Source organism: Limnohabitans sp. Rim28 (assembly GCF_000293865.2).
GTDB lineage: Bacteria > Pseudomonadota > Gammaproteobacteria > Burkholderiales > Burkholderiaceae_C > Limnohabitans_A.
In genome coordinates this window covers 110,617-131,183 of the sequence record NZ_ALKN02000010.1, presented here as the reverse complement: position 1 = coordinate 131,183, position 20,567 = coordinate 110,617, and the positions used below count along the sequence as shown (strand labels likewise).

The 20,567-nt window shown below is 58.9% G+C and carries 21 protein-coding genes; 9 read left to right on the top strand and 12 right to left on the bottom strand.

Annotated elements, in window-relative coordinates; translation table 11 throughout:
* The 3 genes from B472_RS12550 to B472_RS12540 form a co-directional block, all read right to left on the bottom strand.
* Window positions 1-138, bottom strand: a 138-nt coding sequence (locus tag B472_RS12550) for a YqhA family protein (protein WP_040506024.1), incomplete at its 3' end; no start/stop codon positions are given.
* Between the two features lie 272 nt (window positions 139-410).
* The gene (locus tag B472_RS12545) at window positions 411-1,736 is read right to left on the bottom strand and encodes an NAD(P)/FAD-dependent oxidoreductase (protein ID WP_019427759.1); all 1,326 of its coding nucleotides are present in this window, start codon (window positions 1,734-1,736) and stop codon (window positions 411-413) included.
* Between the two features lie 168 nt (window positions 1,737-1,904).
* Window positions 1,905-2,177 carry a DUF1883 domain-containing protein gene (locus B472_RS12540; protein ID WP_019427758.1) on the bottom strand — a complete coding sequence of 91 codons (273 nt, stop codon included), beginning with the start codon at window positions 2,175-2,177 and terminating at the stop codon, window positions 1,905-1,907.
* A 407-nt stretch (window positions 2,178-2,584) separates the two neighbouring features.
* Here B472_RS12540 and B472_RS12535 point away from each other — a divergent pair, with 407 nt between their 5' ends.
* Complete coding sequence (locus tag B472_RS12535; RefSeq protein ID WP_133176091.1) at window positions 2,585-2,914, top strand: hypothetical protein; 330 nt, start codon at window positions 2,585-2,587, stop codon at window positions 2,912-2,914.
* 155 nt (window positions 2,915-3,069) lie between these two features.
* Window positions 3,070-3,912, top strand: coding sequence for a hypothetical protein (locus tag B472_RS12530; RefSeq protein WP_019427755.1), 843 nt, complete (start codon window positions 3,070-3,072; stop codon window positions 3,910-3,912).
* 37 nt (window positions 3,913-3,949) lie between these two features.
* Here the strand turns inward: B472_RS12530 and B472_RS12525 are convergent, their stop codons facing one another.
* Complete coding sequence (locus tag B472_RS12525; RefSeq protein WP_019427754.1) at window positions 3,950-4,864, bottom strand: SDR family NAD(P)-dependent oxidoreductase; 915 nt, start codon at window positions 4,862-4,864, stop codon at window positions 3,950-3,952.
* Between the two features lie 166 nt (window positions 4,865-5,030).
* Between B472_RS12525 and B472_RS12520 the strand changes: the two genes are divergently transcribed.
* Both B472_RS12520 and B472_RS12515 read left to right on the top strand, forming a co-directional pair.
* Window positions 5,031-5,909: a hypothetical protein gene (locus tag B472_RS12520; RefSeq protein ID WP_019427753.1), complete on the top strand. Its 879-nt coding sequence runs from the start codon at window positions 5,031-5,033 to the stop codon at window positions 5,907-5,909.
* 48 nt (window positions 5,910-5,957) lie between these two features.
* Window positions 5,958-6,344 carry an Hpt domain-containing protein gene (locus B472_RS12515; RefSeq protein WP_019427752.1) on the top strand — a complete coding sequence of 129 codons (387 nt, stop codon included), beginning with the start codon at window positions 5,958-5,960 and terminating at the stop codon, window positions 6,342-6,344.
* Here B472_RS12515 and B472_RS12510 read toward each other — a convergent pair.
* Together B472_RS12510 and B472_RS12505 are read right to left on the bottom strand one after the other, a co-directional pair.
* Entirely contained in the window at window positions 6,341-7,333 is a 993-nt protein-coding gene (locus tag B472_RS12510) for a tRNA-dihydrouridine synthase (protein WP_019427751.1), read from the bottom strand. The two genes, B472_RS12515 and B472_RS12510, sit on opposite strands and share 4 nt — an antisense overlap.
* Before the next feature lie 10 nt (window positions 7,334-7,343).
* Window positions 7,344-7,862: a GNAT family N-acetyltransferase gene (locus B472_RS12505; protein WP_019427750.1), complete on the bottom strand. Its 519-nt coding sequence runs from the start codon at window positions 7,860-7,862 to the stop codon at window positions 7,344-7,346.
* A 102-nt stretch (window positions 7,863-7,964) separates the two neighbouring features.
* Here B472_RS12505 and B472_RS12500 point away from each other — a divergent pair, with 102 nt between their 5' ends.
* From B472_RS12500 to bktB, 4 genes are all read left to right on the top strand, one after another.
* Window positions 7,965-8,747 carry a c-type cytochrome gene (locus B472_RS12500; RefSeq protein WP_050995470.1) on the top strand — a complete coding sequence of 261 codons (783 nt, stop codon included), beginning with the start codon at window positions 7,965-7,967 and terminating at the stop codon, window positions 8,745-8,747.
* Between the two features lie 56 nt (window positions 8,748-8,803).
* Window positions 8,804-10,084, top strand: a complete 1,281-nt coding sequence (locus tag B472_RS12495; RefSeq protein WP_050995474.1) for a c-type cytochrome — start codon at window positions 8,804-8,806, stop codon at window positions 10,082-10,084.
* 64 nt (window positions 10,085-10,148) lie between these two features.
* Window positions 10,149-10,904 carry an SDR family NAD(P)-dependent oxidoreductase gene (locus B472_RS12490; protein ID WP_019427747.1) on the top strand — a complete coding sequence of 252 codons (756 nt, stop codon included), beginning with the start codon at window positions 10,149-10,151 and terminating at the stop codon, window positions 10,902-10,904.
* Between the two features lie 123 nt (window positions 10,905-11,027).
* Window positions 11,028-12,212: a beta-ketothiolase BktB gene (bktB, locus tag B472_RS12485; protein WP_019427746.1), complete on the top strand. Its 1,185-nt coding sequence runs from the start codon at window positions 11,028-11,030 to the stop codon at window positions 12,210-12,212.
* Window positions 12,213-12,305: 93 nt separating this feature from the next.
* Here the strand turns inward: bktB and B472_RS12480 are convergent, their stop codons facing one another.
* The 4 genes from B472_RS12480 to B472_RS12465 all read right to left on the bottom strand — a co-directional run bounded on the left by B472_RS12480 (window position 12,306) and on the right by B472_RS12465 (window position 16,932).
* Entirely contained in the window at window positions 12,306-13,058 is a 753-nt protein-coding gene (locus tag B472_RS12480; protein ID WP_019427745.1) for a 2OG-Fe dioxygenase family protein, read from the bottom strand.
* A gap of 74 nt (window positions 13,059-13,132) precedes the next feature.
* The gene (locus B472_RS12475; protein ID WP_019427744.1) at window positions 13,133-14,152 is read right to left on the bottom strand and encodes a methionine synthase; all 1,020 of its coding nucleotides are present in this window, start codon (window positions 14,150-14,152) and stop codon (window positions 13,133-13,135) included.
* Between the two features lie 26 nt (window positions 14,153-14,178).
* Complete coding sequence (locus B472_RS12470; protein ID WP_026039693.1) at window positions 14,179-15,198, bottom strand: LLM class flavin-dependent oxidoreductase; 1,020 nt, start codon at window positions 15,196-15,198, stop codon at window positions 14,179-14,181.
* A gap of 18 nt (window positions 15,199-15,216) precedes the next feature.
* On the bottom strand, window positions 15,217-16,932 hold the full coding sequence (locus B472_RS12465) for a long-chain fatty acid--CoA ligase (RefSeq protein ID WP_026039692.1): 1,716 nt from the start codon (window positions 16,930-16,932) through the stop codon (window positions 15,217-15,219).
* 228 nt (window positions 16,933-17,160) lie between these two features.
* Here B472_RS12465 and B472_RS12460 point away from each other — a divergent pair, with 228 nt between their 5' ends.
* Complete coding sequence (locus B472_RS12460) at window positions 17,161-17,796, top strand: response regulator (protein WP_019427741.1); 636 nt, start codon at window positions 17,161-17,163, stop codon at window positions 17,794-17,796.
* A 68-nt stretch (window positions 17,797-17,864) separates the two neighbouring features.
* On the opposite strand, the gene ettA is transcribed toward B472_RS12460, so the two are convergent.
* Both ettA and B472_RS12450 read right to left on the bottom strand, forming a co-directional pair.
* Window positions 17,865-19,526, bottom strand: a complete 1,662-nt coding sequence (gene ettA, locus B472_RS12455; protein WP_026039691.1) for an energy-dependent translational throttle protein EttA — start codon at window positions 19,524-19,526, stop codon at window positions 17,865-17,867.
* 84 nt (window positions 19,527-19,610) lie between these two features.
* Complete coding sequence (locus B472_RS12450; RefSeq protein ID WP_019427739.1) at window positions 19,611-20,561, bottom strand: 3'-5' exonuclease; 951 nt, start codon at window positions 20,559-20,561, stop codon at window positions 19,611-19,613.
* Window positions 20,562-20,567 lie beyond the last annotated feature (6 nt).

Genomic DNA, 20,567 nt, shown 5'->3' with positions numbered 1-20,567 from the left:
AGGCAACACGTGAAAAAGTTCTTGCGTGAACTTCACCAACAACATCACGATGCCGATCACCAACCCCAGGTAAAAGGGGGCCAACAGCCAGCGACTGTTGAAAATCAAGGCTTCTAATAAGTTTTCAATGGATTTCATGCAAGCTGTGTTTAAAAAATCAAATGAACCGTTTTACGAGTCTATCTCACACGGCTGAGCAATCACCTGGTGATCATCCTCTTGCCCAGCCAATAGGGCCTGTAGAACTGAGTCACGGCCACAAGCTGCGGTACAAGGTGTCAGACACAACCCGAACCGGTGATCTCCAAGGCGGTGAATTTTTCATGTCAGCATCTGCAGGCATTCAGCCCCCCTTAGGCGGCATGGCTGTGATTGGCTTGGTACAGGGCGTAAACAGCATCTTTCTGGGCTCAATGCAGCTTCACCGTGGGATTGGTTTGTTTGGTGATCATGCGCGACAGGGTAAAGAGCGTGGTTTTGAAGATGCCGTGAATGGCGAGTTCATGCAGTTTGTACAAAGACAGGTACATGAGCTTGGCAAAGTAGCCCTCGATCATCAGACTCTTGCCGATCAAGCCGCCCATCATGTTGCCCACTGTGCTGAACTTGCCCAGCGACACCAGTGAGCCAAAGTCCTTGTAGCGGTAGGGCTTGAGGGGCTGCTTGGCCAGGCGGCGTTGAATTTGACGCCACATGTGCGTCGCCTGCTGATGCGCTGCCTGTGCTCGCGGCGGCACAATGCCGGCCCGTCCGCCATCGGCATCGGAGCAGGGGCAAGCCGCGCAATCACCCAAGGCAAAAATATCGGGGTCGCGTGTGGTTTGCAGCGTGTCTTGGACCACCAGCTGGTTGATCCGGTTGGTTTCCAGCCCACCAAAGTCTTTCAGAAAGTCAGGCGCTTTCACGCCTGCGGCCCACACCACCAGTTCGGATTCGATCTCGCGGCCATCCGCCAATCGAATGCCCATGGACGAGACCTCCATCACCTTAGAGCTGGTGAGCACTTGAACACCCAGACGGGACAGAAGGTGCTCCGTGGCTTGGGACATGCGTGGTGGCAAGGCCGGCAAAATGCGGTCGGCCGCCTCGATCAAGCTGACTTTGATGTCCTTGTCCACATCGATGCGGTCCAGTCCGAAAGCAACCACCTCGCGCGTGGTTCGGTGCAACTCTGCAGCCAACTCCACCCCCGTGGCGCCCGCGCCGATGATGGCCACATGCAATTGGCGTTTGTGGATCACCCCGGCCTGGTTGTGCGCGCGGATACAGGCATTGACCATCCTGGAGTGAAACGACTTGGCGTCATGCTGGGTTTCCAACTTCAAGGCATGCTCTTTGACGCCTTGGGTGCCGAAGTCATTGCTCAAGCTGCCAATGCAAATCACCAGGGTGTCGTAGTGGAGGTATTGGGTGGGCGTCACCGCCCGCCCCTGCTCATCCACATAAGGCGCAAGCTCGATGGTTTTGTTGGAACGGTCAAGCCCTTTGAGCTCGCCAATCCGAAAGGTGAAGTGGTTCCAATGGGCTTGCGCCATGTAATCCACTTGATGGTCGCCCAAGTCCATGCTGCCCGAGGCGATTTCATGCAACTTGGGTTTCCAAATATGGGTGCGGTTTTTATCGACCAGAGTGATAACCGCCCGTTGACGCCGTCCATAGGCGCGCCCCAGTCGGGTGGCGAGTTCCAGACCGCCTGCGCCGCCACCCACGATGACGATTTTGTGTTGTGTGCTCATTGATACGCTCGCGATCTGGTCGACCAGTTCAGTTCGGGGATTCAAGTGCCGCGAAACGCCGCTCCCCATGACATCCTTGGTTAGACAGTCTGAATGAGTTGAAGGGAATGCGCAATGCGAACGACTAACTGCACTGCATGGATGTCGAACTGAACTCAAGCCGACTGTTTAGGTATGTAACACTTTCACGCTGGCTTTGAGCCCGTTGGAACCCTCTACGCCATTGATGTCTATTGCCAAATGCCAATGCCCAAATGTCGGAACGGTCAGGCGGATGGGAGACTCATGAGCGAGGCCGCCTGTGTAAATGTGTTTCATGCCATTTTTGTAGTTATTGAAGTTGTTGGTGTCCATCAGCCGCACATTGGCAACCGAAGAGATCGTGACCTCCAACACATCACCGGCTTGTCGTAAACCGACATCGGTATGGAAAAATTTCATAGCATTTCCTCTGTCATAAGTGGCTTGATCCTCAGCATCATTATGTGGATTAAATGAGGAGATTTATCACGTCTGATTAAGTTAAAAATTATCCAGCAGGGGAAATTCAATTTTCTTTCTTTATTATTCTTTATTGGTGTTTTTTTAATTAAAGTCAACGCGTCAATTGCGGCAATTTGCCTGTGTCATTTTTTTGGGGCGTCAATTGGCGCGGCAATCTATTGATTTTTTTGCCATGGCACTGCCCAACCCGAGTGGCGTGAACCACAAAACGATGAGTTCTGACCACAACGGGTTTCATTTATCCAGTGATACCATCCACCTGAATAGAAAACAGGAATCAAGAAATGAGAGTCAGTGCCTTCACGCTTGTGCTCGCCGCCAGCATGGCGTTCACCCTTCCGGCCTTGGCCACCGAAAATTGCGCTCAATTGCCGGATGCATTGCAAACAACGCCTGTCAACCACATCAGTCAAAACAGTGAACTATTGAGCCTCGACAACAGGCTGGACATTTATCTCAAACCATGTCTTGCCCCAGTCACTGAGCAAAACAAAAAAGCCATCTGTGCCAATGGCAAACTGGTGGCTGAGCAGACATTGAGGGTGATCGCCCGAATTGATCAAGCGGGTTTGAGAAATCCGTTTTTGGCCAATGCAAAAGTCAGGTCTTATGCCAATGGCTCTGCGCTTTTAGACCGAATGAAAAAGTTGCGTGCCGACGGCACATGCATCTAGCTTAGACCCAGCCAAAACCCGCATTCCCCCGTTTTTTCGATCAGCTTCGCTTGCGCTTGGCCGTCATCAAAACGGATACCTCAAGATCGGTTTTTATGTTTTAAACAACATATTTGCGATATTTGACATTAAGATGGGTTTTTTGGGAGGCACCCATGGTCTGTCGTTTGACGAAATTTTTTACCGTGCTGTTGGCACCTTTTTTCCTGCTCGCATGCGCTGGCACAGGCACCATGCCCTCGGCAGCGAATGCGCCTGCATTGACGATGGTCAAAGCCGCGACAGCCAATCCACCACGGTCTCTGCTGTACGTGGGCAACAGCTTCATGTACTACAACAACAGCTTGCACGGGACAGTCAGCCTGTTGGCGCGCGGCTCAGAGAACGCACAGGCTGCGCAACACCGCTCGACATCCCTGACGATCAGCGGTTCGGGCATCGACTGGCACGACCTTGAATCCTATCTGCGCCCAGATGGATTGGGTCGCTACTCATTTGTCGGCGACAACGAAGTCCGATTCAACCCACCCGGTCGCCAGTACGACTCCGTGCTTTTGATGGATTGCAGCCAGTGTCCCGTACACCCTACTTTGTCGAAGGTGTTTTTCGACTACGCAAAACGACATTCGGTCACTGCACGATCCAAGGGCGTGGAGCCCATGTTCCTCATGACTTGGGCTTACGCAGACAAACCGGAGATGACCAAGGGCTTGGCAGATGCCTACACAGAAGCAGGTCGCCAGAACAATGCGCATGTCGTTCCCGCCGGCCTGGCCTTTGCCGAGTCCATTGCCAAGCGACCGGACATCCATCTGTATGTGCCTGACAAGCGTCACCCCAGCCTGGCTGGCAGCTACCTTGCGGCGGCAACGCTTGTTGCGTCGGTCTGGAACGTGAATCCCGTGGGCAGCAAATACACCGCCGGTCTGCCTGCGGATGTGGCGCGCCACCTTCAAACCGTTGCCTGGGAAACAGCACGCACTTATCACGGCCGTTGATCCGGTCAGGCCAGAGACATGGAAGCGGCGACAGATCTTATGCCGCGCGATGCGCTTGCATGGCCTTGCCCACTTCCAGGGTCCCTTGTTCGGAACCAGAACGCGGCACCATCTCGCCCGCACGGTCAGTGACTTGTGCCATGGCTGCCAACAGGCGCTCGGCAGTATCGTTGCCGGCGCCCAAATACACGCCCTGAGTCAAGGTGATGTGCGACACCTCAAAACTGCCGGCACCTGCGCAAATGATGGTGCGGTTGGGCGCATCTTCGCTGGCCATGACCAACATGGCGGGTACCACAGCGCTGGGGTCCAGGGCTTGCAGCACGGCCTCGGGCATCAGGCCTTCGGTCATGCGGGTGGCCGCCGTGGGCGCCAGACAGTTGACCCGAATGTGGTGTTTCTCGCCCTCGATGGACAGCGTTTGCATCAAGCCCGCCAGCGCCATCTTGGCCGCGCCGTAATTGGCTTGACCAAAATTGCCATACAGGCCACTTGAGGATGTGGTCATGACGATGCGGCCGTAGTTTTGCGCCTGCATGATGGGCCACACGGCTTTGGTGCAGTGCACTGCGCCCATGACGTGCACGTCCATGACCAGCTTGAAGTCGGCCAAATCCATCTTGGCAAAGCTCTTATCGCGCAAGATGCCGGCGTTGTTGACCAAAATGTCGACCCTGCCCCAAGCGTCTACCGCTTGCTGAACCATGGCTTTCACGGCCTCGAAGTCAGTGACCGATGCGCCGTTGGCCAGCGCCTCACCGCCTGCTGCACGAATTTCATTCACCACAGCTTGTGCCGCTGACACCGAGCCGCCTTGGCCATGCACATCACCGCCCAAATCGTTGACCAACACTTTGGCGCCGCGTGCGGCCAGCGCCAGCGCGTGCTGCTGACCCAAACCGCCGCCTGCGCCTGTGACGATGGCGACTCGGCCTTTGAAATCGATGCTCATGAATCTTTCCTTGTGACTTGAAATGATGGGGCTACAAACAGGCGACACATGGCCCCTGATTCATCTGCTAACCTGATTGACATGCTTTTTAGACGCTGTTTGAAACGTCTTTGACTTCACTTTAAACCAGCGCCACGGCGTTGGCTGTTACCCGATTGACACCCTCATGCAACTGAACACCGAAATCTTGACCGCCCCACCTTTGGACGCCGCCACAGTGGTGATGCTGCGTGATGGGCCTGCTGGCCTGCAGGTGCTGCTGATGCGCAGGCACCAGGCCTCGAATGTGCTGGGCGGGGTTTATGTCTTTCCCGGTGGCAAGCTCGACCCAGAGGACCAAGACCCGCTCTGGCAACAACGCTTGAGCCAAGACAGCGCCACGCTGCACGAAAGGCTGAACGAACCTGACTTGCCAAGCGAACGTGCTTCTGGTCTGTTTGTGGCTGCCATGCGTGAGGCTTACGAAGAATGCCGGGTGCTGCTCGGCTGCACATCGCATCCCATGCTCCAAGCCAGTCAATTGCTGCAAGCGCTGCGCAGCGGTCAAAGCTGGCATGCTGCCTTTCAAGCCCAAGCGTTGTCATTGCACACCGATGCGCTGCTGCCTTGGTGCAGATGGATCACGCCGCGCAAAGCTTCGGTGACGAACAAGCGCTTTGACACACGCTTTTTTGTCACCCAAGTGCCCGATGACCAGTTGGCTGAGCACGACAACCATGAAGCCACGGAAGTCCTGTGGATCAACCCTCGCGATGCGCTATTGCGTTACTGGAACCGAGAGATCGAGTTGGCTCCTCCCCAAATCATGAGTTTGGTGCACCTGAGCCGTCACCCCAATGCCCACAGTGTGCTGGCCGAAGCTCAGAACCGACGCCCTCCGGTGATCGAGCCCGAACCTTATGACCACGACGGCGTTCGCACCATCTGCTACCCGGGCGACCCACGCCACTCCGTCAGACAAGCTGCCTTTCCTGGACCCAGTCGTTTGATGTTCATCAACCAACGCTTTGAGCCAGAGTTGGGTCTGGCGGCATTGCTTGACTAAAATGGATGCGTTTGCTTCCGTCATAAACAACGTGCTCACAGCAACGCCATGCCCACCTCAGTCTGCCCCATGAACCTCACGCCATTGCCAGAATTTCTGTCCATCGACCGGGCTATGGAATTCATTGGTGACAAGCAAGACGTGTTGTCTTTGCTCAAAACGCTCCATGAGACCTTGAGCGATGACTTGCCCCGACTCCAAGCCCTGCTCGACACAGGAGATGTGCTGGGTGCTAACCGCATCCTGCATCAACTCAAGGGTTTCGCCCCGGTTTTTTGTGCAGACAGCTTGGTGGCGCACGTCGTGCAAGTGGAGGACATGAGTAAGCATGCCAAGGCGGCCGATCTAAGCGCTGCTTATTCTCTTTTGGCGCCCAAGCTCGAGGCCCTGCGCCAAGAAGTGCTGGCGCACATGGCCCCGCAAAACCAGACCTAAGACCCGAGAAGGATTGCAGGCGCAGCCTCTGCCTGCTGCGCCATCAACCACGCGTCGATCTTGTCAGCGTCGTGCACCAAGCGCAGGTCATCAAAAGCCTGCTGTGCTTGAGGGTACACACGGCGCATGTAGTTGAGCCATTGCTTGAGCCGCCCCGCCCGGTGGCGAGTGGCCACACGCGCACTCACGCCCACCCAAAAAACCTGCATCAAAGCGAGCATCACAGTCCAAGCCACGCCTTGGCCGGGTGACAGGACATCGCCAGTCCTGCGCTGGTGTGCAATGGCCAAGGCCAAGCCCGGATCGGTCACCATGCCGCGACCGATCATCAGACGATCACAGCCCGTCACCTCTTGGCAACGCAAGGCATCGGCCACGGTCCATATTTCGCCATTGGCCACGATCGGCAAACGCACATGCTGTCGCAAGTCGGCGATACGGTCCCAATAAGCCGGTGGCCTGTAGCCATGGGCTTTGGTGCGGGCATGCACCACCAACTCACTCGCTCCGGCCGCCTCGATGGCCAAGGCGCAGTCCTCGGCGCGGCTGTCATCGTTGTAGCCCAGTCGCATCTTGGCCGACACTGGAATGTGCGCTGGTACAGCCCGGCGAACCGCCGCCACGATCTGGCCCACCAGTTCAGGCTCATCCAGCAAGACCGCACCGCCGCGGTGCTGGTTCACCGTTTTGGCTGGACAGCCAAAGTTCAAGTCAATGCCATACGGCGCCAATTCAGCCAGGGCGGCAGCATTGTCGGCCAGGCAAATCGGGTCCGAACCCAAGAGCTGCACCTTGACCGGCACCCCGGCAGCCGTGCAGCTTTGGTTGCGCAACTCGGGCGCCACACGCTCAAAAGCACGGCGCGGCAAGACCGTGTTGGTGACCCGGATGAATTCGGACACACACACGTCCACCCCGCCGACCCGGGTCAGCACATCGCGCAAGGTGTGGTCGAGCAGCCCCTCCATGGGGGCCAGCATGATTTGCATGTCTTGACGGTCAGCCCAGCTTGCGTTTGAGGCGAACCTCTTCCACCTTGACGCCGCCCAAGGGCACGGTGCGGGCGGTGTTCATCTCGCGTTTGAAACCGGCCAGGTCATGAAAACGCAATGTTTGCTCATGCAGCAAAGGCAACCACACGGTCACTTCGGTGCAGTCTTCGTCTTCCAGGCCTTCGCGGGCCGCGTCCCACAAAGCCAGGCCCACACCTTGGCCAATGCGGTCTGGGGCGGCGTAAATCGCCCAGATCTCTCCCGTGGTGTTTTTGGACTTGGGGTCGCGCGAACGGTCAAACCCCACAAAACCCACAATGTCTTGCCCTTGGGTGGCCACGATGACTTGCGGCTCGCCGTACTCGATCGCCTCTTTCCAATACGAGATCCGCTTGGGCATGGGTGTGGCGTCCCAATGGGCATCGGGCACTTGCCCGGCATACGCCATGCGGCAGGCATGGAGGTGCAAGGCGGCCACGGCGGGCGCGTCTTGGAGTTTGGCAAATCGGACTTGGATATCGGACATGGCTTGAACTTGAAGAAATGGAAAAACAACGCACCGGGAGCACAGGGCATTCGGCGCAAAACCCAACATTGTCGCCGCATCGGTTATCTTCAATGCATGAGGATGATTTTGAAACACGCTCCAAGATGGTTTTGGAGCCGCAGCCTATGGCTGGCATGGACCTTGTTGGCGGCTGGCGCCCAGGCACAGACCCCCCCTCGTTTTGCCGACGACATGGCCGAACGCACCCGGGCCTGCACCGCTTGTCATGGCGAGCAAGGTCGGGCCGGCCCCGATGGTTATTACCCGCGATTGGCCGGAAAACCCGCTGGGTATTTGCACAACCAATTGCGTAATTTCGCCGAAGGCCGTCGGCATTACGAGCTGATGACGCGCTTGGTAGACCCTTTGAGCGATGCCTATCTGGGCGAGATGGCGCAATACTTTGCGGATTTGCAACTGCCCTACCCCGCCCCCAAAGCCAACAACGCCATCTCCCCCGATCGCTTGGCCAGAGGCCGACAACTTGTCACGCAGGGCGACGCCGCGCGGGGCCTGCCGGCTTGTACCCAGTGCCATGGGGCACGATTGACGGGCGTACAGCCCAACGTGCCTGGGCTGCTGGGCTTGCCCCTTGATTATTTGAACGCCCAACTGGGCGCTTGGCAAACCCGTCAAAGACGTGCTCACGCCCCGGATTGCATGGCTGAAATCGTCCAGCGCATGCCGGCCAGTGACTTGATTGCCGTGTCCAGCTGGCTGGCCAGACAAGCCTTGCCCGCGGACACCCGCCCCGCCGAGCACCCGCCTGCAGGCCCCGCTTTGCCTGAAGCTCTGCGCTGCGGCAGCGCACCCGAACTGTCTGCCCAGAGCCCCGCCAAACCACTGAAAGGGGCCCGTCCGTGAACCGGCCAGGCACGCACCCCCTTCGGCGGGTGGGATGGGTCACCCTGATCAGCTTGATGGTGCTGACCGTCGCCGTGTTGTGGGACAACTGGGGCGACTTGCTGGTACCTGCCAAGCCGTCACCCGTTGCGGCGATCACGGCCACCCAAAGCCAAATTGATCAAGGCCGCTACTTGGCCTTGGCGGGCAACTGCATGGCCTGCCACACCACACGAGGCGGCACGCCCTTGGCAGGCAGCCGCCGCATCGACACGCCTTTTGGCGGGGTCTACAGCAGCAACCTCACGCCAGACCCCAGCACAGGCCTGGGAAGATGGAACTCGCAAGACTTTTGGCACGCGATGCACCGGGGACGGTCTGCAGATGGGCGTTTGCTGACACCTGCGTTTCCTTACAACCACACCAGCGTCGTCACCCGACAAGACAGCGATGCGATTTTTGCTTGGTTGAAGAGCCAACCCCCCGTGGTTCAGGCCCAAGCTGCCCACACTTTGGTTTGGCCTTTTGGCACGCAGCCCGCCTTGGCCGTGTGGCGCAGCTTGTTTTTTCAGCCCAGTCCTTTTCAAGAAGACAAAGCGCGCAACGCCGAATGGAACCGGGGCGCCTACCTGGTGCAAGGTTTGGGCCATTGCGCAGCCTGCCACAGCCCGCGCAACGCACTGGGCGCCACCGGCCCTGTGCACGACTTGTCGGGCGGCCTGATGCCGGTGGTCAACTGGTATGCCCCCAACCTGACACAGGATGCCGAAAGCGGCCTGGCCAGCACGCCCTTGCCCGACATCGTGCGCCTGCTGCGCACCGGCGCATCCGACACGGCCCAAACCAATGGCCCCATGGGCGAGGTGGTGCAGCACAGCCTGCAGCACCTGAAAGAAGCCGACCTGCTGGCCATGGCGGTTTACCTCCAGTCGCGGGCACAGCGCGCCACCCAGCCTGCGCCCGATGCGGCCAAAATGGCCCGCAGCAATGGCCAGGTTTCTGCCCAAGTGGCCACCCAAGGGGCCAAGGTTTACGAACGCCAATGCCTGCAGTGCCACGGCGAACAGGGTGAAGGCATGAAAACCGCCTCGGGCGAGGTGGCCTACCCGGCTTTGGCAGGCAACCGCGCCGTGTTGCTCCAAGACCCGACCAACTTGGTGCAACTGGTGCTGTACGGCGGCTACGGCCCTGCCACCCAAGGCCACCCCAGGCCTTTTGGCATGCCGCCTGCCGTGCTGGAGCTGCATGACCACGACATCGCCGCGGTGCTGACCCACCTGCGCACGCAATGGGGTCACCAAGCGGGTGAAGTTACCACGTTGCAGGTCAACCGAATCCGGGCCGCCCAAGGCAACTGAGAGGGCTGCTGAACTTGTCAACTGCGGCAACCCCTGGCTGCTCAGATGCCTCTAACATGTCGGCATGACACACCACCTTTACATCCTGACCGGGGCCTCGCGCGGCATGGGCTTAGGCCTGGCTCGCCAACTGCTGGCAACCGGAAACACCTTGCTGTGCATCTCCCGCAACGCCAGCCCCGAACTGGCCAACAGGGCCCAAAAATCAGGCCAAGACTTGGTGCAATGGGCGCACGACTTGGCCGACGCTGAAGGCGTCAGTGTGCGCTTGCGGGACTGGTTACAAAGCCAAGACCCGGCCCGCTTTGCCAGCGCCACCCTGATCAACAACGCGGGGGTCATCCCGCCCGTTGTGCCGCTGCGCCAATCGCAACCGGCCGACTTGGCCCAAGCCCTGCGCGTTGGGCTGGAAGCGCCCATGGCCTTGAGTGCGGTGTTTTTGGGGACCACGCAGGCCTGGACACTTCCGCGCAAAGTGCTCAATATTTCATCGGGTCTGGGCCGTCACCCCATGGCCTCGCAGGCAGGCTACTGCGCTGCCAAAGCCGGCATGGACCATTTCACCCGCTGCTTGGCGCTGGACGAAGCCCTGCACGCCAACGGTGCCAAAGTCTGCTCGCTTGCCCCCGGCGTGATCGACACGGACATGCAAGTGCAATTGCGGGGCGCCGCCAGCGAGGCTTTCCCCGACCAATCCAAGTTTGAGCAACTCAAAGCCAACGGCCAGCTCAGCAGCCCAGAACAGGCGGCTGAACAGGTGCTGCGCTATTTGGCAAGGGCTGACTTCGGTCAAGTGCCTGTGGCCGATGTGCGGGGTTGAAAGCCTGTTCACTTCAAAAAATTGAACCCCTGCGTGTCAGGCCACTGTAGCCATCGCGCCCGACACTGCCCTTTATAGTTCTGCATCCGTTTTTTCATTTCTTTTCAATTTGGAGACATCCCCATGAGTCGTGAAGTTGTTGTGGTCAGCGGTGTGCGCACCGCCATTGGTACCTATGGCGGCAGCCTGAAAGACATCGCCCCTACCGAACTGGCGGCTCAGGTGGTGCGCGAGTCGTTGGCCCGAGCCGGTGTGGATGGTCAAGATGTAGGCCATGTCGTGTTCGGCCATGTGGTCAACACCGAGCCCAAAGACATGTACTTGTCGCGCATGGCAGCGATCCATGGTGGCTGCGCAGAAACCACGCCAGCCTTCAACGTCAACCGCCTGTGCGGCTCGGGCCTGCAGGCCATCGTCAGCGCCAGCCAGTCCATCTTGCTGGGCGACTGCGACATCGCCATTGGCGGCGGCGCCGAGAACATGAGCCGCGCCCCCTATGCGAGCCTGAGCTCACGCTGGGGCATGCGCATGGGTGACACCAAAATGGTCGACATGATGCTCGGCGCCCTGCACGACCCCTTCCACACCATCCACATGGGCGTCACGGCCGAAAACGTGGCGGCCAAGTACGGCATCAGCCGTGACATGCAAGACGCGCTGGCTGTTGAGAGCCACAACCGTGCCGAGCGCGCCACAGCGGCCGGGTACTTCAAAGACCAGATCATGCCGGTCATGCTCAAAAGCAAAAAAGGCGACGTGGCTTACACCACCGACGAGCATTTCCGCCCTGGTTGCAAACTCGAAGACATGGCCAAGCTCAAGCCCGTGTTCGTGAAAGAAAACGGCACAGTGACCGCAGGCAATGCCTCAGGCATCAACGACGCGGCTGCCGCCGTGGTGCTGATGGAAGCCGGTGCAGCCAAGGCGCGTGGTGCCAAACCCATGGCCCGCTTGGTGGCTTATGCCCATACCGGCTTGGACCCCAAAATCATGGGTGTTGGGCCCATCTCAGCCACGCACGCTGTCCTGAAAAAAGCGGGCCTCACGGTCAACGACCTGGATGTGATCGAGGCCAACGAAGCCTTTGCCGCCCAAGCCTGCGCCGTGACCCGCGAGCTGGGCCTGGACCCGGCCAAAGTCAACCCCAATGGTTCGGGCATTTCGCTGGGACACCCCATCGGTGCAACCGGCACCGTGATCACCGTCAAAGCCTTGTACGAGCTGCAGCGCATCCAAGGTCGTTATGCCTTGGTCACCATGTGCATCGGCGGCGGTCAAGGCATTGCCGCGATTTTTGAGCGCATGTGATGCCCACGGGTCCCGGTCTACCGGGATCACCCCCTTAAACCAAGAGCCCGGTGTTTTCACACTGGGCTCTTGGTTTTGGGGTCCGCACAGGGTTCAGTTTTTGCTCGCAGGTTCGTCCAAAAATCCACCCGAGCGCAGCGTGATCACCAAAGTATCGCGCCAGCCGCCGACTTGTTCAGGCTGAATGGGGGTGGTCTCGTGGATCACACGGCTGTCGTCCAGCAAGAGCACCGACCAAGGCTCACTCAGGGTAAACCGCTGACCTCTGGGGCTGTCCATGTCGAACACCCGGGTCTCACCGCCTTTGATGCCATGCCGCCCCACCATGAACACCGCCACCCAATTCACGCCGTCGCGGTGGGCCCCTTCGGGCGTAGGACGGCCAATGCCATCGGTGGTGTCAATTCGGAACTGGTGAGCCTCGGTGTACCAAGTCTGCGCGCCTTGTGCGGCAGAGGCGATTGAACCCAACCAAGCCAAGAGTTTTTGCCATGCGATCGCCTGCACCACTTGAGGGTCCATGGGATCGAACCAACGCTGCATGCCGCCATGCAAGGCGTTGTAAGACAGCGGCTGCCAATGGGCCCGGTGAGGTGTGGCTTTCACCTGTGCACCGGTCAACTCAAAGCTGGCGTGGCGGCGGCGGCGGTAACGCCCCCCGTCCTTCAGGTATTGGTCTGGAGGCAAATCATCCCAGCTGGACTGCAAAGCCTTCAAGGCATCGATAGTGACACCCGCCAAAGCGCACACGCTGGCCGACCCGAGCACCGCGAAGCCTTGGTCCGCCAAAGTGGCATTCAGCCAATCGGGCGAGGTCAGAGGGGGCTGCAGCGTTTGTTGGGGCATGGGTCAATCCGAGTCCTGGGCAAAAGGTGAGCATAACCTGATGCAGGACCCAGATCACGCCAGCATTTGGCGTTTCAGGCGTAACGCTGGCTGGCCAGTTTCGCACCTTCAGCCAAGGCCTTGAGTTTGGCTTCGGCCACGGCACGGCTCATGGGGGCCAGGCCGCAGTTGGTGCAAGCAATCAACCGGTTCTTGGGCACGAACTGCAAGGCACGACCAATGGTGTCAGCGATTTCTTCAGGCGTTTCGATGGCCGGGTTGGCCACATCGATCACACCCACCATCACGTCTTTGCCTTCGAGCAGCTTCATCATCTCCATCGGCACATGCGAGTGCATGCATTCGAGGCTGACTTGCTGGATGCTGCTTTTGGCCAAGGCTGGGAAGACTTTTTCGTACTGACGCCACTCTTGGCCCAGTGTTTCTTTCCATTTGTTGTTGGCTTCGATGCCGTAGCCATAACAAATGTGAACCGCCGTGGTGCAGGTCAGGCCGCGTGCGGCCACCTCCAGCGCCTTCACGCCCCAGTCGGCCGCATCGTCCATGTAAACGTTGAAAGCAGGCTCGTCGAACTGGATGATGTCCACCCCATCGGCTTGCAGCGCCAGGGCTTCCTGGTTGAGCAACTCGGCAAAGGCCATGGCCATCTTGACCTTGTCGCCATAAAAGCGGTCGGCCACGGTGTCCACAATGGTCATCGGGCCCGGCAAAGTGAATTTGAGTTTCTTTTTCGTGTGGGCGCGGGCCAGCTGGGCCTCGAAGGCGTGCACGCGGCCTTTCAGGCGCAGCGGCGCAATGACTTGCGGCACTTGCGCGTCGTAGCGGTTGTTGCGGATGCCCATGGTGACTTTGTTCACAAAGTCGATGCCTTCGACCTGCTCCACAAAGCCGTGCACAAAGTGCTGGCGCGCTTGCTCGCCGTCACCGATCACGTCCAAGCCTGCGTCTTCTTGCGCCTTGATCCACAACAGCGTGGCGTCGGCTTTGGCCTGCTGCAGCTCAGGGCCCTGGGTGGTCCACTGGGGCCAGAGCTTTTCGGTTTCGGCCAGCCAGGCGGGTTTGGGCAAGCTGCCAGCAATTGCGGTGGTGAACATGTCAAAAATCCTGTGTGTTTAAAAAATCAAAGCGCCGAGTTTGACGTCAATTCAAATTCTTGGGCGAGCAACTCGTAAGAGCGCATTTGCGCTGCAGGGTCATGCGTCCAGGTGATGACCACCAACTCTTGCACCTCCAGCCGCGCAGCCAGTTGGCGCAATTTGCGGCCGACCGTGGCGGCCGAACCGATCAAGGCACCCTCGCGCAGACGTTCGAGCGCAAATTGCTCGGCCGGGCTGTAGTCGCGCACAGCCTCTTCGGGCGAAAAAAGCGCCCCGATGCGGCCCAAATTTCGGTCCATCTTCCAGCGGGCACGGCTCTCAAACAGTCGCAGGGCTTCTTCGTCTGAATCGGCGGCCAAGGCCCAAACACACAAGGCAGCGTGGGGTTTTTGCAGCACGGCACTGGGCCGGAAAGTTTCGCGGTAAATCTGCAGGGCCACATCAGCGCCCTGCCCGTCGGTGATGAAATAGGCGAACGCATACGGCAAACCCAGGTGCGCGGCCAGCTGGGCGCCATAGTCCGAGCTGCCCAACATCCAAACCGTGGGCGAGGACTCAGACAGCGGGTAGGCGAACACGTTGTGTCCCGGGTGGCCGGGTGGCAAGTTCTGGCCACTCACCCACGCTTGCATTTCCATGACCTGCTGCGGAAAACGCTCCGAGGCGCTGCGGTCGGGGTTGAGCAGTTGCGCGGTGCGCCCGTCGCTGCCGGGGGCACGGCCCACCCCCAAATCGATGCGGCCAGGGGCCAGTGCGTCCAGCACACGGAACTGCTCGGCCACCTTCAGGGGCGCATAGTGCGGCAGCATGACGCCCGCGCTGCCGATGCGGATGCGCTGGGTACGGGCGGCAATGGCGGCCATCAAGACTTCGGGGGCGCTGCCCACGATGCTGGGGTGGCTGTGGTGTTCGCTCACCCAAAAACGGTCATAACCCCAGGCCTCGGCTTTTTGCGCCAATTCAAGCGTCTGGCGGATGGTTGCATCCTGACCACGCCCAGAGGCGGCAGCGGATTGGTCAAGTACAGAAAGTCTGAGGCTCATGGCAATACCCAATGGGGTTCAGGTTTTTGCTGGCGACCCCATGGCGGCCAACTCGGCTTCTTGCAAGGCACGCCACATGACTTTGCCGCTGCCGCTCTTGGGCAGCGCATCGACAAAACTCACGGCGCGGGGCATTTTGTAAACCGCCATGTTCTCACGGCACCAGTCGATGATGTCTTGCTCACTGACAAGGCCTTGCTGGCCCTGGCGCAAAACCACCACGGCTTTGACCGATTCACCCCGGTATGCATCGCGGGTGGCAATGATGCAGGCCTCTTGGATGGCGGGATGGCGGAACATCAAGGCCTCGACCTCGGCAGGCCATACCTTGAAACCGCTGGCATTGATCATGCGTTTCAAGCGGTCGGTCATGAAGAAGTAGCCCTCCTCGTCCACCCGGCCCATGTCGCCAGAGCGGAAAAAACGAAAGCCATCGCGTTCAAAAAAAACGTCGGCAGTCGCCTCGGGGCGCTTCCAATACCCCTTGAACACCTGCGGCCCACAAATCACGATTTCTCCTGACTCACCGGGTGGCAATTCAGCCAAGGTCTCCGGGTCGACGATGCGCGATTCAACGCCCATGAAGGGGATCCCCAAGCACTGTTTTTTAGGGGCATCGGGCGGGTTGGTGTGTGAAGGGGCGGCGGTTTCGGTCAAGCCATAACCTTCTACGTAACGCAGGTCAAATTGGTCACGCAGCCGCTGAGCCACGGCCTCCGGCATGGCGGCACCACCGCCGCCGATGTAGACCAAGCTGTTCAGGTCATAACGCGCCATGTTGGGGCTGCCCAACAAGTCGATCACCATGGTTGGGATGTTGGTCCAATGCGTCACGCGCCATTTCGAGATCAAATGCCCCGCCACATCACGGTCCCAGCGCGGCATGATCACCAAGCTGGCCCCGAGCAAGATGCTGGTGTGCATCACGGAAACCATGCCAGTGATGTGGAACATGGGCACGACGCACAGCGTCACGTTTTCCGGGGTGCCATTGCCCCACAAACCGCTGGACATGGCGTTGTGCATGATGGTGCCATGCGTGTGCATGCAACCCTTGGGCAGGCCTGTGGTGCCACTGGTGTAAGGCAAGATGGCCAAATCGTCGGTATGGGCTTGAGGTGGCTGCATGGCCACAGCGGGTTGCGCCATCACAGCGGCCCAAGCATGCACCCGACCCGAACTCAAACTTGGCAAATCGCGCACCGGCAGCAACCAAGGCCGCCAAGCTTCTGGCATGTCTTCAGGGCCCACACTGGCCGGATCAAAGACATCGGTAAATTGCGTCACCACCATGTGTTCAAGGCGCTGCTCGGGGGGCAAGGCCTCACTGGCCTGCGCCAAGTCAGGGGCCAAATCGGCGGTGGTGACCGCCACTTTCGTGTCAGGGTCGGTGATGTAATGCTTGAGCTCTTCGGCCCGGTTCATCGGGTTCACCGGCACCACCACGGCGTCAATGCGCAAAATCGCAAAGTGTGTGATCACCAGCTGCGGGCAGTTTTGCATGTCCAACACCACACGGTCACCCGCTTTGACCCCAAGCGCCTTGAGTTGTCCCGCCAACTGCTCTGCACTGGCCAACAGCTCACGGTAGGACCAGACCCGCCCCATAAAGACCAAGGCCGGTTTATCGGGGTATCGCCATGCGCTGATGGCCAAATTCATCCACAAAGATGTGACAGGTGCTGACAAACGGGTAGGCAGTCGGGCAGGCCAAACAGCAGCATGAGCAGGCATTCAATGTCTCCTTGTAGTGCTCAGCATGTTAATCGTGGCCCTGCTTCTGCACGGGCCCGTCTTTGTCGCGAGGGGGACCAAGACAAGCCAAGTTCACCGTTTCTATAAAAAATCCAAGATGGTTCGGAATTTTTTTATGATTCGCCAAGATTGTTTAATATTGACCAAAAATGCGGCATTATTTATTTATTTTTTATGGATTGCCAGTTTTGTAATTAAAATAAACCCATGCAAACACCCGACACATCCGACACACCCTACACACCCGAGGACTACTGCGGCACCACCTATGCAGCCAAACTGCTGGGTTTGTCCGTGGGCACCATTCAGACCTTGGTAGAAAAAAACGAATTACATGCGTGGAAGACACAAGGCGGTCACCGCCGTATCTCCATGCCCTCCATTCGCCACTACCAAAAAAAGCACAACATGCTGTTGAGTCCGCTAGAAGCCAAGGAAAATCGACTGCGTGTTTTGTTGGTCGAGGACGACCCTGTGACGCGGGAAATGATCCGCAACTTTTGTAGCGGCTGTGACATGCCGGTCGATTGCACCGCCATGTCCTCGGGTCTCGAAGCCTTGATTGACATGGCCAGCATCCAGCCTGACGTGCTCATTGCTGACCTGAACATGCCAGGTGTGGACGGTTTTGAATTGCTCAAAACGCTCAAGCAATCGGCGCAATTTCAGCGCATGACCTGCTTGGTGATTTCTGCTCTGAGCCAAGAAGCCATATCGGCCAAGGGCGGCTTGCCCGATGGGACCCTTTTCATGGCCAAACCAGTCAACATGCAGTGGCTCAACGGCTTTTTCACCGCCTTGATCGCTCAGCGCAGAAAGGCGCAAGCACCCGCCATGGCTTGACGCAGACTTGCCCATCAAAACGGGCCTCTGAGGCCCGTTTTCTTTGTACGCTTCAGCGCTTTAGCGCGTCACTTGAGTGCTTTGAAGCGCACGCGCTTGGGCTTGGCACCCTCTTCGCCAAGACGGCGTTTCTTGTCGGCTTCGTACTCTTGGTAGTTGCCATCAAAGAACACCCACTGGCTATCGCCCTCGGCGGCCAAAATGTGCGTGGCGATGCGGTCTAAGAACCAACGGTCGTGGCTGATGACCATGATGGAGCCGGCGAACTCCAGCAGTGCGTCTTCCAGAGCACGCAGTGTTTCCACGTCCAAGTCGTTGGAGGGTTCGTCCAGCAGCAGCACGTTGCCGCCCTCGATCAGGGTTTTGGCCAGGTGCAAACGGCCACGCTCACCGCCCGACAACATGCCGACCTTCTTTTGCTGGTCGCCGCCGTTGAAGTTGAAGCGGCCGCAATACGCACGGCTAGGCATCTGGAACTTGCCCACGTTGATGATGTCCAGGCCACCCGAGACGTCTTCCCACACGGTTTTGTCGTTGTCCAGATCGTCGCGGTTCTGGTCCACAAAAGCCATGCGCACGGTCTGGCCGATCTTGACCTCGCCGCTGTCGGGTTGCTCTTTGCCCGCGATCAGCTTGAACAAAGTCGACTTACCAGCGCCATTGGGGCCGATGATGCCGACGATGGCACCCGCAGGCACCTGAAAACTCAGGTTGTCGATCAGCAGACGGTCGCCAAAGGACTTGCTGACGTTCTTGAACTCGAACACTTCGTTGCCCAGACGCTCGGCCACAGGGATGAAGATCTCCTGGGTCTCATTGCGTTTTTGGTAGTCGTGGTCGCTCAACTCTTCGAAGCGAGCCAAACGCGCCTTGCTCTTGGCCTGACGGCCTTTAGGATTGGCACGGGCCCATTCCAATTCTTTCTTCATGGCTTTGGAACGCGCATCTTCGGTGCGCTGCTCAGTGGCCAAACGGGCGTCTTTTTGCTCCAACCAGCTGGAGTAGTTGCCTTTGTAAGGAATGCCAGAGCCCCGGTCGAGTTCCAAAATCCACTCGGCGGCGTTGTCCAAGAAATAACGGTCGTGGGTGATGGCCACCACCGTACCCGAGAAACGCTGCAAGAACAGCTCCAGCCAGTCCACGCTTTCAGCGTCCAAGTGGTTGGTCGGCTCGTCGAGCAACAACATGTCGGGGCGCGACAGCAGCAAACGGCACAAGGCCACACGGCGCTTTTCACCGCCCGAGAGTTTGCCGATGATGGCGTCCCAAGCCGGCAGGCGCAACGCATCGGCGGCGATTTCAAGTTGATGCTCGGATGCATCGCCAGCGGTGGAGATGATGGCTTCGAGTTTGGCTTGCTCAGCGGCCAAGGCGTCAAAGTCAGCGTCTTCTTCGGCGTAGGCGGCGTAAACCTCCTCCAGGCGAGCCTGCGCGGCCTTGACTTCGCCCATGCCGCTTTCAACCGCTTCACGGACGGTCTGCTCGGGGTCCATCACAGGCTCCTGGGGCAGATAACCAATTTTCAGGCCCGCCATCGGAATGGCTTCGCCCTCGATCTCTTTGTCGATGCCCGCCATGATCTTGAGCAAAGTGGACTTGCCCGAGCCGTTGGTGCCCAGCACGCCAATCTTGGCGCCGGGGAAGAAAGACAGCGAAATGTCTTTGAGGATGTGACGCTTCGGGGGCACGATCTTGCCCACCCGGTTCATCGAAAATACGTATTGAGCCATGTGTAAACCTGAATATAAAAAGCGCGGTTGCAGCGCGTGCAACCAGACATTATCCCCGCTTGCCAGGGTTTGAAGGTAAAAAACTCAGACGGTCCGCTCCGACAAGTGCCCTGATCGCGACGAATATTGCACCCGGCTGTCTAGGGCCTCCAGTTGCACCCGGGCACTGCGGCGGCCATAAACCTCATCGCGCAGCCATTCGCACTCGGCGTCCAGCAAAACGTCCGAGGCCAAACTGCACCACCAGACCCGGCCTTCGCCGTCCCAGCGGTACCCGCGGGCTTTGAGTTTGTCTTTGGACTCAAAAGGCGCACCCGTGGCCCTCAATTTGTAACGGGTCTGCCCCACCCCGGCCAAAAGCCGCGACAAACCGGTTTGACCATCGGCCAAGGGCGAGGCCAGCACCAGCAACAAGGCATGGCAATCGACTTGCGCCCGGTGCGCGTCGTAAAACCAGCCACGCTCAGACGCCAAAAACTCCAGCTTGGCTGAGCCGCTGCCCTCTTTTTTCCAGTCGATGCCCATGAAGGAACACCCCCAGGCCTTGGCCGCAAACACCGGAAAACGCGCCTCGACAAACGGCCGGTCAAACCCAGCGTTGTGCGCCACCACCAGATCGGCCTGCGCCACCAACTCGTCCACGGCCGCGTCGTCGATGCGCAAGCCCTTGACCATGCTGTCGTCGATGCCTGTGATTTCGGTGATCTGCGGCGGAATCGGTTTGCCCGGGTCTTCAAAGGATTCGAAAATGGTGACCGGCCCCACGGGCAAACCGGTTGCGGTGTCCACCAACACCGACAACATGGCCAGCTCGATGATGCTTTCGCTCTTGCTGTCCAGCCCCGTGGTCTCGGTGTCCAGCACGATCACTCGCCGGGTGGACTGCCCATTCACGGGCCCGTAATCGCTGTGCGGCACCAAGCGACGCAACACCCGAAAGTCGGGGTGTTGCGCCAGGGCTTGGGCCATGGCTTCGGGGTCAGAAGGCGAATCGACAGGGGCGTCGAAAAAACTCATTTGATCGGTCTTTTTCATAAGGCG